The organism is Citrobacter sp. 50677481 (assembly GCF_001463265.1).
Classification (GTDB): domain Bacteria; phylum Pseudomonadota; class Gammaproteobacteria; order Enterobacterales; family Enterobacteriaceae; genus Citrobacter_A; species Citrobacter_A sedlakii.
In genome coordinates this window covers 62,444-75,190 of the sequence record NZ_LNHZ01000002.1, presented here as the reverse complement: position 1 = coordinate 75,190, position 12,747 = coordinate 62,444, and the positions used below count along the sequence as shown (strand labels likewise).

10 protein-coding genes and 1 pseudogene are annotated in these 12,747 nt (G+C 56.7%); 3 read left to right on the top strand and 8 right to left on the bottom strand.

The window, feature by feature from the left end:
• Positions 1–18 precede the first annotated feature (18 nt).
• From APU02_RS02730 to APU02_RS02720, 3 genes and pseudogenes are all read left to right on the top strand, one after another.
• Positions 19–1,611, top strand: a complete 1,593-nt coding sequence (locus APU02_RS02730; RefSeq protein WP_060569176.1) for a carboxylesterase family protein — start codon at positions 19–21, stop codon at positions 1,609–1,611.
• A gap of 34 nt (positions 1,612–1,645) precedes the next feature.
• Positions 1,646–2,113 (top strand): annotated as a pseudogene (locus APU02_RS02725) (aldo/keto reductase); the annotation flags it as partial.
• A 249-nt stretch (positions 2,114–2,362) separates the two neighbouring features.
• Positions 2,363–3,109 (top strand): SDR family oxidoreductase, encoded by a 747-nt coding sequence (locus APU02_RS02720; protein ID WP_060569175.1) that lies wholly within the window; start codon positions 2,363–2,365, stop codon positions 3,107–3,109.
• Positions 3,110–3,479: 370 nt separating this feature from the next.
• On the opposite strand, the gene APU02_RS02715 is transcribed toward APU02_RS02720, so the two are convergent.
• From APU02_RS02715 to tssF, 8 genes are all read right to left on the bottom strand, one after another.
• On the bottom strand, positions 3,480–4,001 hold the full coding sequence (locus APU02_RS02715; protein ID WP_042288386.1) for a hypothetical protein: 522 nt from the start codon (positions 3,999–4,001) through the stop codon (positions 3,480–3,482).
• Positions 4,002–4,011: 10 nt separating this feature from the next.
• A complete protein-coding gene (tssI, locus tag APU02_RS02710) occupies positions 4,012–5,976 on the bottom strand; it encodes a type VI secretion system tip protein TssI/VgrG (RefSeq protein ID WP_060569174.1) in 1,965 nt (654 codons plus the stop codon).
• A gap of 26 nt (positions 5,977–6,002) precedes the next feature.
• Positions 6,003–6,284 carry a type II toxin-antitoxin system RelE/ParE family toxin gene (locus tag APU02_RS02705; RefSeq protein WP_060569173.1) on the bottom strand — a complete coding sequence of 94 codons (282 nt, stop codon included), beginning with the start codon at positions 6,282–6,284 and terminating at the stop codon, positions 6,003–6,005.
• The gene (locus APU02_RS02700; protein WP_016155558.1) at positions 6,274–6,522 is read right to left on the bottom strand and encodes a hypothetical protein; all 249 of its coding nucleotides are present in this window, start codon (positions 6,520–6,522) and stop codon (positions 6,274–6,276) included. Before APU02_RS02700 ends, APU02_RS02705 begins: the two co-directional genes overlap by 11 nt.
• Positions 6,523–6,728: 206 nt before the next feature.
• The gene (locus tag APU02_RS26440) at positions 6,729–7,604 is read right to left on the bottom strand and encodes a hypothetical protein (protein ID WP_131729028.1); all 876 of its coding nucleotides are present in this window, start codon (positions 7,602–7,604) and stop codon (positions 6,729–6,731) included.
• Positions 7,601–10,120, bottom strand: a complete 2,520-nt coding sequence (tssH, locus tag APU02_RS02690) for a type VI secretion system ATPase TssH (protein WP_060569171.1) — start codon at positions 10,118–10,120, stop codon at positions 7,601–7,603. Before tssH ends, APU02_RS26440 begins: the two co-directional genes overlap by 4 nt.
• A gap of 12 nt (positions 10,121–10,132) precedes the next feature.
• The gene (locus APU02_RS02685) at positions 10,133–11,056 is read right to left on the bottom strand and encodes a type VI secretion system baseplate subunit TssG (RefSeq protein ID WP_060569240.1); all 924 of its coding nucleotides are present in this window, start codon (positions 11,054–11,056) and stop codon (positions 10,133–10,135) included.
• On the bottom strand, positions 11,020–12,741 hold the full coding sequence (tssF, locus tag APU02_RS02680; RefSeq protein WP_060569170.1) for a type VI secretion system baseplate subunit TssF: 1,722 nt from the start codon (positions 12,739–12,741) through the stop codon (positions 11,020–11,022). Before tssF ends, APU02_RS02685 begins: the two co-directional genes overlap by 37 nt.
• Positions 12,742–12,747 lie beyond the last annotated feature (6 nt).

Below are 12,747 nucleotides of genomic sequence, written 5' to 3'. Positions count from 1 at the left end.
TCAGTCTCAGGATTTAGTATGAAATCTCACTCCCCCGCTAGTAAAATTGCGGCAGCGGTTATCATTAGCGCAGCGGGGCTGTTCAGTGCTTCTGCCCCGGCAAAAGATCCCACTTTGATTCGTACGCATTCTGGCCCGGTGATCGGAACAGAAAAAGAAGGTGTCATTTCGTGGCTCGGTCTGCCTTATGCCGCGCCCCCGGTCAATCAGCTTCGCTGGCAGCCGCCCCATGCCGTCGCTTCATGGTCCACGCCGAGAAAAGCAAACGCGCTGGCGAACCGTTGTGCACAAAATGCCGATCTCGGTGATTTTGCCAGCGCTGGCGGTAGCGAAGATTGTCTTTATCTTAACGTCTATCGCCCTGCTGTCTCTGGTAAGGAAGATAAGAGGCTGCCTGTTTTTGTCTGGATCCATGGTGGTGCGCTTCAGGTAGGCCAGGGCGCCGATTATGACCCTTCAAAGCTGGTCACCCAGGGCAAAGCCGTAGTGGTCACGCTGAATTACCGTTTGGGCGTGTTTGGCTTCCTGTCTGTGTCGGGACTTGATTCGGAAGGCCATGAATCAGTTAACTACGGGCTAATGGATCAGCAGGCTGCGCTACGCTGGGTACAGAAAAATATTTCTGCGTTTGGCGGCGATCCTTCACACGTGACAATTGCCGGAGAATCATCAGGCGGCAATAGTGTTATGGCGCATATCGTCGCGCCAGGCTCGGCAGGATTGTTCCAGCATGTGCTCTCAATGAGTGGCGCAGCCATTATGTCCCGCTACCCCGCTTTTGGCGCACCGCATCCTCTCAAAGTGGCGCAGGAGACCGGTGCAGTGTTTGCACGGGCGTTGGGTTGCAACCCAGAAGATTCAAGCTGCCTGAGGGCGGTACCGACACAGCGGATACTGAAAATGCAGACGCCGTATCTGCAGAACCAGCTCATCATTGATGGCAGCGTCATCCCCATACATCCGGCAGACGCTTATAAAAACGGCAATATTAACCCTGTCACGCTGATTAACGGTACGACGCGCGACGAAGGTCATTTCTTTGTGGCCTTGCCAGAGTTAATGAATGGTAAGTCTCTGCAGGCAAAAGCCTACCCGGAGTGGATCGGTCACCAGTATGGAGACACGCTGAAATCCAGGGTTCTTGCCGAGTATCCGCTCAGCGACTATGAAAACCCGAGTGAGGCATTTGCCGCTACGGTCACCGACAGCTTGTTCTCGTGCCCGGCTCGCGCCCTGAACCAGGCGCTCTCAGACAAAATAACTGTATATGCTTATGAGTTCAGCGATCGTACGGCACCATCCTATGTAGGCCCAACGACTTTCCCGCTGCTTGCGGCGCATACCTTTGAACTGGCGTATCTGTTTCCCGGATTCCATGGGGGAAGCTCAGCTCATATCACATTAAATCCGTTGCAGGAAAAATTATCGGACGAAATGGTTAGCTATTTTGTTGCAATGGAAAAAATGTCATCACGCGAACAAGCCTGGTCCCGATACAGCCCGCAACGCGATAACTTCATGACTTTTGCTTTGCCAGCGGCGACGATGGTTTCAGGACGTTTTTCTGATGATCATCACTGTGCATTCTGGGATCAGCAAGGCATCTACTAACCGCTAAGTGATAAACAGACGTGAGGATTAAGTTATGAAATACAGGACACTTGGCAGTATGGGATTAAGAGTTTCAGAGATGGGGTTGGGATGTATGGGACTCTCCTATGGCTATGGCCCCAGCCAGAGCAAGAAGGTAGCAATTGACCTTATCCGCTCGGCCTTTGAAGAGGGCATAACATTTTTTGACACGGCTGAGGCTTATGGCGCAGATAACGAAGAGTGGCTGGGGGAAGCCGTTCAGCCTTTCAGGCAGAACGTCATCATTGCCACTAAATTTGGCTGGAAAGAGGGTGATGCCAGCCTGGGTAAACTGGACAGTCGCCCGGAACGTATACGGCAGGTTGCCGAGCAGTCGCTCAGACGCTTACGTACCGACTGTATTGATCTGTTCTATCAGCATCGGGTTGATCCGGCGGTTCCTATTGAGGATGTTGCCGGAACGGTAAAAGACTTGATTTCTGAGGGTAAAGTTAAACATTTCGGTCTTTCCGAAGCCGGAACGGCTGCAGGAAAATATCGGGGCCGTGGAGGTGAACATTACGCCGGATGATTATCTTCAGATAGAAGCGATTTTTGAGAGATGGCCTGTTAAAGGCGAACGTTATCGGGAAGGGGGTATGAAGCTTGTCGGTCGTTAACGGCCCGGAGTGGTATTTAGAAAACAGGAAGATACAGTTGCTATCAGACAACTTGTCTCACCTGGGCTTATTCCCGTTATGTGTTCAACTAATTACTGAAGGTAACCCTTATGAGAGAGAATATTAAAGGTAAAGTTATCGTTATTACCGGTGCGTCAAGCGGGATGGGCGAAGCTGCAGCACGGTATCTGGCAAAACAAGGTGGCCGGGTCGTACTGGCGGCCCGGCGTGCTGAGCGAATTGATGTTATCGCGAATGATATTAACGGACAGGGTGGTGAGGCGCTGGCACAGACTACTGATGTCACGCGTCTGGAGGATGTGAAAAAACTGGTCGATACTGCCGTGGCAAAATGGGGACGCATTGATGTACTCATCAACAATGCGGGAGTAATGCCGCTTTCATCCCTTGATCAGGCAAAGGTAAATGAATGGGACATGATGATTGACGTCAATCTGAGAGGAGTCCTGCACGGTATCGCTGCGGCGCTCCCTATAATGAAAGCCCAGCAGTCCGGTCACATCATAAATACAGCTTCGGTTGCAGGTCATCTTGTATTTCCGACTTCTGCAGTTTATTCAGCCACTAAGTTTGCGGTACGCGCCCTGACCGAGGGGCTAAGAAAGGAGGCTAGCACATACAATGTCCGTGCCACGATCATTTCTCCGGGAGCGGTATCAACCGAATTACTGGACCATATCAGCGATAAGGATGTCCAGGCTGCTAACCAGGATTATGTCGGTAAGGTTGGCATCCCTCCTGAAACCTATGCCCGTATGGTTGCATTTGCCATAGGTGAGCCGGAGGATGTTGGCGTAAACGAAATTATTTTCCGCCCAACAGCGCAGGAACTGTAAGATCCGAGGATACTTTTACAGTGAACCTTCTCCTGTAGAGAGGGTTCGGTTTTACATATGTTTACTGGTTGATGAATGTGCCAGATATAGCTTTAATTGCAACAGGGTTATGAATGTCCGCTCCTGGCACAGAGCGGCCTGTTTGTAAGACCAGTCAGATCTGTTATAAGCGACAAGCCTACATCTTCCATCAGAGCCTCTACCAACACGCAAAATCCCGCCCCCAACAATCAATTTAAAAATCAATCAGATAAAAAAACCCTTCCATATCAACATCATCGCCACTCTTTTTGCGCCTTCCCTTCCTCGCAAAAAATCAAAATCCCTAACAAACTCAACCACCTCCCCCACCCATTACAAGGACGTCAGATTACAGCCGCTCGGTCCATTTACTCAACCGCGACTGGGGCTTGCCGTCGGCACTCACTGCACGACCGTCCGGCAGCCAGCGCTCAGTCTCTTTTGTCAGCTTCCCGCAATCATAATATTGCCGCAGCGCCCGTGCGCCGTCGGGATAAAACTGTTCGCTGCACTGATGCCTCAGGCCATGTTGCCACTGCTCGCGCAGGTGCAGCGCGCCGGAGGGGTAAAAGCTGCGACATTCGCCATGCAGTTCGCCGTCATGCCAGTGTTCTTCCCGCACCAGCATTCCTTCTGGCGAATAATAGCGTGCGACGCCGTGGAGCCTGCCGTACTGAAACACCTGTTCCAGCGCCAGGTGTCCGTTAGGGTGCCAGTTCTCCATTTTGCCGTGCAGTAACCCCTGCTGATAACGCAGGATCGCCAGCAGTCGACCGCGCTCTTCAATGCGCGTCTCGCCGTTAAGCAGGCCGCCGCTCAGCCCGGCCTGAATGCGGGTACGATCCTGCTGAAGCTCCAGCGTTTCGTTCATCACGTCTCCGTCAGTTGATCTTCACCATCCCGCCTTTAATAATTAGCATGCCGCCACCGTCCACGGTCTGGGTGGCACTGGCTTTGCTGGTCAGGGTCGCTTTTGCTTCCTGACTGATGGTTGCCGCTTTCTGGGTCAACGAGGCTTTTGCTTCACTGGCGATGTTGGTCGCGTCCAGCTTTAGGCTGCCCGAGGCGCTGGCGTTAAGATCCGCCCCGCTTTTCACTTTCAGGGTTTTGCCGCTCTCCAGGGTTAGCGTGCCGCTGACCTTGATGGTCAAATTGCCGTCGACGTTAAGCGTGTAGTCGCCCTTCACCCTATGTGTGTCGTTGCCGTCGATGGCATGTTCCTGATCGCCCTTCACCGTCACGCTACGCTTGTCCTTCACCTCCAGGGTGTCGCTGCCCTTCTCAATTTTCACCGCACGGTTGCCCTTTTTCAGGGTGACGGTTTCGTTACCCTCTTCAACGGTGCGGGTGCGATCGTTTTTTACGCTCTGAATGTCGTCGTGGCCGATCGTTGTTTTACTGTCGTTGAGCACCGTAAGTTGGAAATCTTTCTGCGCCTGCATCGCCAGCAGCTCGGCGTCTTTTTTATCGTCAAAGCGCAGTTCGTTAAAACCTTTTTCGCTGTGAGTCTTGATGCCGGACTGGGTCTGGTTCGCCGGAAGGGCATACGGCAATGCATTCGCGCCGTTGTACACGCAGCCGGTAATGAGCGGCTTATCCGGGTCGCCGTCGATAAAGCTCACCACCACTTCCTGGCCAATGCGCGGGATAAACTGCGCGCCAAAGCCGTTGCCGCTCCAGGCGGTAGCCACCCGCAACCAGCAGGAGCTGGTTTCGTCGCTTTTGCCTTCTCTGTCCCACGAGAACTGCACTTTTACCCGCCCGAGTTTATCGGTCCAGATCTCCTCGCCACTTTTGCCGACCACCGTCGCCGTTTGCGTATGCATAAAGGGCTGCGGCGTCACGGCGAGCGGGCGATACGGCGTGGCCTTTGGAATGGCGGTAAAGCGGTTGCGATAGCGTTCACCATCGTATTCATGACTGACAGCGGTGACCAGCCAGTCGATGTTCAGGGATTTGTCATCGTGATCGGTTAAGGAAAACCAGTGTCCGGCCATCAGCGCCGCGCAGTCGCTTTCACCCACCAGCTGTTTCGCCTGCGCCTTCAGGGCATTGACCTTCCACGCCGCCAGCGCGTCGCCCTGCGCTTTTTCACTGAACCTGCCGGGGTGCTGATACTGCATGCCGCCCTTCTTCTCACCGGCCTGGGCGAACAGCGCCGCTTTTGGCTGCTCATAGTTAAAGTTGCTGCTCTGGACCCCCTGCGAAGTAGCCTGTAGACGCAGCTCTACCGAGCGAATCGCCCCGGTTTCCCGTGTGCCGCTTGCTGCCGCCTGATACTTCACCTTTTTGTCGCCTGCAATGGGCGGAAAGGCGCTGTTATCATCCGCCAGCATCAGCGTGTGCTTACCTTGCGCATGAGTGAAGAACCAGAAGATCCCCTCCTGCTCCAGCAGTCGCGAGACAAAATTAAAATCGCTTTCGTTGTATTGCAGGCAATATTCCCGTTTTATTGGTGTGGTCTTGAGCTGAAATTTGTAGTCGGTAAACCCGGCGTCCTTAAACACCTTCTCGACAATCTCCTGCGCACTGAGGTTCTGAAACACGCGGTTATTGCTGGCGAGCGTCAGCCACCACAGCCACGGGCGTAGCACAAACTGATAGCGATCGGCGTTGCTGGTCGCCGGAAGCTGGTGCGCTTCGGCAATCAGTCCGTCATAGTCGGCGTTGTTGAGGGTGGCGGTCAGATGGGTCGCCAGCGCGGCATCGAGGGTTAACGGCGCGGCGGAGGTTGCGGCGACGGTGGCGGTGGTCAAGGCGTTAAGTTGCGATTCGGTTTGCGCGGTAGTGGCGGTGAGACCGGTCAACGCTGGGGTGGTGAGTTTGATAATGGTGGTGTTAGGCATGGGGAATTCCTTTTTCAGCAGCAGCGCTAACGCCGGTTAGCCTGATGATAAACCTCATCACCATCACGTCTGCCCACGGCGATCACAAGAACGACAACCTTCTCATCCTCGACCTGATAGACAAGGCGATACCCGGCGCTGCGTAGCTTGATTTTATAACGGTGTAATTTGCCGGAAAGGCGGGCGGCAGGAACATGGGGATTTTCCAGCCGTTCCGCCAGTTTCTTTTTAAACTGTTCGCGTAAAGTTGGGGAAAGCTTGCGCCACTCCTTGAGCGCCACGTCTAAAAACTCCAGGCTATAGGTCATTTAAAGACACCTTTATTCGCTTTCCACCTTCACGCTCGTCGGCGATACGATTCAGTTCAGCATCTTCCGCCAGCTCCAGCAGGTACGCATAAACCGCTGGCGGCACGCAGTAAAAGGCAGGCTCGTTGCGGTTAAGAATCGCTACCGCTTCCCCCTCCCCGGCATTGACCGTCCCCATTGGGTTACGTTTCAGGTCGGTAATGCTGGCGGCGGTTTTGGTCAGGATATGAAATGGCATGGTTTTTTCCTCGTTGATGAGGTTTTATTATAGACCATTAAAAGTGCCTTTATAAGCATCATTAAGAATACTTGCGCAGCGGCGGTGGTAAGATCGGTTAGCGCTGGGGTGGTGAGTTTTATAATGGTGGTATCGGGCATGGGGAAGTCCTTATTATTCAACAAAAATAACGGTTCCCTAAACCATTTGATGGATATAAACCATACTTAATATGAGTCATATATAAGAACATCATCATTTCCTGTTACAAACTGATGGTTATACTGGTAACTAAGACTCGTGCCAGACAGATGTTCAGATCTAATTTTTCTATATGTTTCATATTCAATTATCTCTTTCTGTTTAGCTATTCCTCTCACCATAATTGAATATTTATCCTTACCTAAAAATTTTGATTGTAGAACTATTGGAGACGAAACTACTGCACTTCCTATCCGTAAACTCTGTATGACTTTTGCATTAGTATCTACACCTGAATAAATACGATGCCCTAAACACCTTTTACGCGAATGATAGTTAACGAGACTGTCAATTGGACCTCGATCATATAAAAAATGATCATGCCAAAGAACAGATTGTGCTTTTATTGGCCATGGATCAATAACAATTATCCCTCTACTTTTATAGCGCAATGTTCCTCTTGAATGATAAATCATTTCCGGATTATCCCCTTTCCAAAGAAGAACAAAAGCATGATCCATTTTTTTTGAGGAAACGTTACATACAGTCCACTCTGAAGAAAAATATTCCCGACACAAGACATATGCTAAATCAGCATGTTCCCCACAATTACCAGCACCAACCATTTTTGCAGCCAATGCCGAACGCCTTGTTCCACTTTTTCCTTGCCCCATTCCAGCAGATAGTACCTTTGCTATACTCCTTGTTTCATCAACCAGATAATGAGCTGGAAAGTTAGTTGTTATTCGCGCTTTACTACTGTATGAAAACGTTATTGGAGTATTAAAATGAACCTGATTTCCAGCCCCATACCTTAAAACGTTTTTTACTGTATGGATAATTATATCTGCTAAATCAATAGCGTATTTATAATCAGCAGGCATATATATCTTTTTAATCATAATACACCACCGTAACCAAACCCCATCACTTCCCCAACCACCAGGTTCTCAACATCTCTGGCCCCGACTCCCTTACATTTCTCCATCACCCTTTCGACCAACCCATCATCCATATTCAACCTCTCTCCCGTCGCCACAAAATACCGCTGCGCTAATTTCTCCAGTTTCGCCAGCACAATCCCTTTTAATATCTCCTCATCCAGCGCCCGATAGACCACCGTGGTCATCCTTGCTAAAAACGCCGGACGAAAATGCTTTAACAACTCCTCGCGCAACGCCTCGTTAAACCGCTCGCTATTTAATTCAGAAGCAGGCGTGTCGAGAATTAATTCCGCGCCGACGTTGCTGGTCGCCAGCATTACCGTGTTTTTAAAATCAACAATCAGCCCCGTGCCGTCTTCCATCACCCCTTTATCGAAGACGTTATAAAACGCCTCCAGCACGTCCGGGTGCGCCTTTTCGATTTCGTCGAGCAGCACCACGGAGTAAGGACGGCGGCGTACCGCTTCGGTTAACGCCCCGCCGCTGCCGTAGCCAACGTAGCCCGGCGGCGCGCCTTTCAGTTGGCTGACGGTGTGCGCTTCCTGATATTCAGAAAGATTAATCGTGATGAGATTGCGTTCGCCGCCGTACAGGGCGTCGGCCAGCGCATACGCGGTTTCAGTTTTGCCGACGCCGGTGGGTCCCACCAGCAAAAACACGCCGACCGGCTTTTGCGGATCGGTCAGGCCGCTGCGGTAAGCGCGCAGCCGCTGGGCGATGGTTTCCAGCGCTGCCTGTTGCCCCATCACCCGCTCGCTCATCCGTTCGACCAGCGTGCGCAGGGCGTGGGCTTCGTCGGTGAGCATCTGCCCGAGCGGAATACCCGTCCAGCCGCCGATCACCGCCGCAACGGTGGCGGCATCCACGCAGTCCGGCACCAGCGGCACTTCGTCGCGCAGCTGGGCGGCGGCGGTTTCCAGCTTGCCGATCAGCGCCGCGCACTCCACCAGCGCCTGCTCCAGCTCGTCGTCTTCCGGCTGCGCGCTCAAATCCAGCATCCGTTGGCGGGCGGCCAGTAACTCGCCGACCCGCTGACGCTCATCCTGCCAGCGCTCTTCCACCTCCCGCGCCTGCAGCTGTAACTTCTGCGCCTGCGCCTCCAGTTCGCACAGCCGGTCGTGATGATCGACGCCCACCAGCAGCTCGCGGTTCAGGCGCGCGCTCTCTTCTTCGATGGCCGCCTGCTGCTGACGGATCTCTTCCAGCGCGGGCGGCACGTCATGCTGCGCCAGCGCCACCCGCGCGCAGGCGGTGTCGAGCACGCTGATGGCCTTGTCCGGCAGTTGACGTCCGGAGATGTAGCGCTGCGACAGGCGCACCGCCTCGCGAATAGCGGTATCCAGGATTTGCACCCCGTGATGCGCCTCCAGCCTGTCGGCCACCGCCCGCAGCATCACCACCGCGCTCTCCTCGTCCGGCTCTTCGATCTGAATACGCTGAAAACGGCGGTCCAGCGCCGGGTCCTTCTCGAAATACTTTTTGTACTCCTGCCATGTCGTGGCGGCGATGGTGCGCAGCTCGCCGCGCGCTAATGCGGGTTTCAGCAGGTTGGCGGCGTCGCTGCCGCCCTCGGCGCCGCCCGCGCCAATCAGCGTGTGGGCCTCGTCGATAAATAAAATGATCGGCTGCGGGGATTTTTTTACCGCCTCGATCACCCTTTTCAGCCGCTGCTCAAATTCCCCCTTCACCCCTGCGCCCGCCTGCAACAGGCCGAGATCGAGCGCCAGCAGCGCCACGTCGCGCAACGGCGGCGGCACGCTGCCTTCAGCGATGCGCAGCGCCAGCCCTTCGGCGACGGCGGTTTTGCCGACGCCGGGCGCGCCCACCAGAATCGGGTTGTTTTGCCGACGGCGCAGCAGAATATCAATGCACTGGCGGATCTCGGCGTCGCGCCCGATAATCGGATCGATCCGCCCCTCTCTGGCGTCGTGGGTGAGATCATGGGTGTACTGTTCCAGCACGTTCTCATCGCCAACCGCCGGGGCTTCGCCTGGCGCATCGCACACCGTTTCAGCGGAGCCGCGACACCAGCTCTGCCACTGTTCTTCCAGCGTTTCGGCGGGGATCTTCAGCAGCAGCGGCATCCCCAGCGCCAGCTGGGCGCGCAGGCGCTCTCGGGTAAGTAGCGTCAGCAGCAGCAGCGCGGAACGTACGTTCTTCATCTGGCGGAGGGAGGCCAACAGCAGCGTCCCTTCCAGCAGTTCTGCCAGTTGTATGGAAAAGATCGGCATCCGCGTACAGCCAGTTTTGAACTGCGCCAGGGCGCGTCGGATTTCGTCGCGCAGCGCGTCGGCGGCAATCCCCGCGCCACTGAGGCAGCACGCCAGATCGCTGTGCTCGTCGTCCAGCAGGGCCAGCAGCAGATGCTCAGGCTCCACAAACCAGTGTCCCTGCGCCCGGCTACGCTCCGCGGCCTGTTCCAGCGCGCGAAAGCAGATCGGGTTCAGTCGTTGTACCAGCGCTTTTAAATCCATGCGGCGTTCTCCTTAATCCTTAAGATGTTGTCGGTTGCAGAACGATGACGTTCCGCGCCCCCTGAGCTGCGCGGTGCGCCCGAGAAGCGGCGGGTGGTCGCGGGTTAACGTGGTGTCCAGCGTCAGCGCGCCGCGCATCATCAGTTCCAGCGACACGCCTGCGCCAAACCAGATTTGCCCCAACTGGCAGAGGGCCTGAAACCCCTCGCCGCCGGGCAAAAATGCCCGCCACTGCGTGGCGTCAGCAATATCCAGATATACCCGCAGCGCCGCATGCTGGTTCCAGGCGCGTCTGCCCGCCACGCTGTCGCGGCCCAGGCGGCTGCCGGTGCGCCCCTGCGACGCGGGCGGCAGCGTCTGCCAGCGTCCGATAAACGCTTCTGTGCGCAACGTGACGTTAAGCATCGCCGCCGCAAGGGCGATAAAGCCCTCCGTCGATCGCCTGCGGTTCGCCAGCAGCCCGCTCTGCGCCAGCAGGCGGGGCGACCCGCGCCCCTGCATGGTCGTCGAGTCAAAGCCACACAGCGCGCGCATGATGGCGAAGCCCGGCGCATGCTCCCGCGCGGCATAGGGCGTCGCCAGCCGCCAGAGGCTCAGGCTGCGGCAGTGGTGTTCAATCAGCCGCCGCTGAAACAGGTTGAGAAAATCCTGCGGCGCGGCGTTTTTGTCCTGGGTCGCCTGCTGCAGCCACTCCAGCCAGCCGTAGGGCAGCACGCCGTCGGCGCCGCCCGGTCCGAGGCTGCATACCCGCAGGCGGCCATCGCGCTGCACGCCGATCTCCGCGGGCGCAAAGGCCAGCCTATAGTCGCCGCACAGCTTGGGGATCTCTCCGCGCAGTTCAGCCAGCCTGACGTACTGCTCGAGCGAAAAACGCCACGGCTCGCGCCGCAGTCGCTCAGCTATACTGTCAGCGCCGTTTCTCCGGTATCGCGCCATAGCGGCAGCGCCTCCCCTTCATCCTGTAAGACACACTGTACAAAGCAGTTCGCCGTCGCGTTTTGCGCCAGATAGCAGGCGATAATCGCGGCAAACAACAGGCGACTGCTGGCGGTAAAGGCCTGTGGATCAAGCGTCAGCGTCACCCGAATACCGTTGCGCCAGCCGCGCCAGGCCTCGCCGCCGCGATGTTCGCTTACCCGCTCGCAGCGCAGGGCGCTGATACCGTTAATCTGTTGCCAGAAGGCAGGCGACGCGCCGGACGGAGCGTAAAGCGCCAGCATCTCCTTCAGCGACGCCCGCGCCGTTTCGCCTTCGGTGAGCGACAGGTGGTTGAGCGCCAGCGAAGAGACCAGCCGCCAGCGCGCGTCGCCCTGCGCAGCGGGGGCGGAAGGCGTTGTCGGCGTACCCAGCAGACGCACCTGCGCCACCGGGCCGGGCTGTTCGAAAGTGAGCGACGTGCCAGCCGCCAGCGTCAGGGGCGTCTCGCCGTTGCTGCACCATAGCCTGGCCGTCAGGCTGGCCTCTTCCGGCGGTTCCGCCGGGTCGAAGCGGCTGTCCACCAGGGTGAGCCACAGCGTATTGCCCTGCGCGCGATGGCGCCGCGCATGCCAGAACCAGCGGGCGTCGCTATGCCCCTGCGCTGAATAATAAGGCGGCACGCGCCACGCCGCGTCGCGGCTGCTCATCCACAGATCCTGGAGACGATAGATCTGCATGGCGCTGTCGTTGTGATCCGCCACCAGCCGCTGTTCGCTGCGGGTATGTTCGGCGATCAGCGGTTCTGAGGTACGGGTAAATAAGTTGACCAGCGGCGCACAGCCGGTACGAATATCGCCCAGTTGCAAAGGCAGCGCCGTTTGCGGGGCGCGGTCAAAGGGGATCCACAGGGTCATCGCGTCGTCATCCGGCCCCGGCGGCAACGGCAAATCGAAATACATCAGCGCCTGCGGACAGTGCATCCACGCGCTCAGCGCCAGCCCACTGGCGGGGGCGGCGGCATCAAACGGCAAAATGCGCGCCGCATTCTGTACGCCCACCGGCTGCGGGCGCCGCGGCCCGATAACGTGAGCGTAGAACAAATCAAAAAGCACAGCGTTAATCTGCGGCGAAGCGCAAAGATGTACGCGCAGCGAGGTCATCGCCAACTGCGAAAAGCGGTGCGGCGCCAGGCAGCGCAGGCGAATGCGCAACGCGCCGCGCGCGTGGGGCTGCCCGCAGTAATGCTGCGCGGCCGCGGCATCGCACCATTCAAGCGAGTCAATCGCCACCGGCCACAGGGTCTGCTCCAGGGCGGTGCGCCACCAGACCGTTTTCCCCTCCGCGGTCAGCGCATAGAGCGGCGTTCCGGCGGACAGGACATAGCCGCGCGTCAGGTCGCCCGCCAGCGGATCGGGGGTAAAACAGGCGGTCGCGGTCGAGGGAAAAGGACGCATCAGGTGCGGAGAAAGCTGCTCCAGCAGCGACTCGCTCAGCTCGCCAAAGCCGTCGTCCAGCCGCTGGTGCAAGCGGGCGCTTTGTAGCGCGAAGCCCTCCAGCAACCGCTCAACGTGAGGGTCCGGGCAGTCAAACTCGCTTAAACGCAGGCGGGCCGCCACCTGCGGATGGCGACGGGCAAACTCGCCGCTGGCCGCACGCAGCCACCGCAGTTCTTGCAGGTAATCATCAAGCAGCCGATCGTCCATTGATCT

Coding starts and splice junctions, on each gene's coding strand:
- APU02_RS02730 (WP_060569176.1), top strand. CDS start 19: ATGAAATCTCACTCCCCCGCTAGTAAAATTGCGGCAGCGGTTATCATT.
- APU02_RS02720 (WP_060569175.1), top strand. CDS start 2,363: ATGAGAGAGAATATTAAAGGTAAAGTTATCGTTATTACCGGTGCGTCA.
- APU02_RS02715 (WP_042288386.1), bottom strand. CDS start 4,001: ATGAACGAAACGCTGGAGCTTCAGCAGGATCGTACCCGCATTCAGGCC.
- tssI (WP_060569174.1), bottom strand. CDS start 5,976: ATGCCTAACACCACCATTATCAAACTCACCACCCCAGCGTTGACCGGT.
- APU02_RS02705 (WP_060569173.1), bottom strand. CDS start 6,284: ATGACCTATAGCCTGGAGTTTTTAGACGTGGCGCTCAAGGAGTGGCGC.
- APU02_RS02700 (WP_016155558.1), bottom strand. CDS start 6,522: ATGCCATTTCATATCCTGACCAAAACCGCCGCCAGCATTACCGACCTG.
- APU02_RS26440 (WP_131729028.1), bottom strand. CDS start 7,604: ATGATTAAAAAGATATATATGCCTGCTGATTATAAATACGCTATTGAT.
- tssH (WP_060569171.1), bottom strand. CDS start 10,120: ATGGATTTAAAAGCGCTGGTACAACGACTGAACCCGATCTGCTTTCGC.
- APU02_RS02685 (WP_060569240.1), bottom strand. CDS start 11,056: ATGGCGCGATACCGGAGAAACGGCGCTGACAGTATAGCTGAGCGACTG.
- tssF (WP_060569170.1), bottom strand. CDS start 12,741: ATGGACGATCGGCTGCTTGATGATTACCTGCAAGAACTGCGGTGGCTG.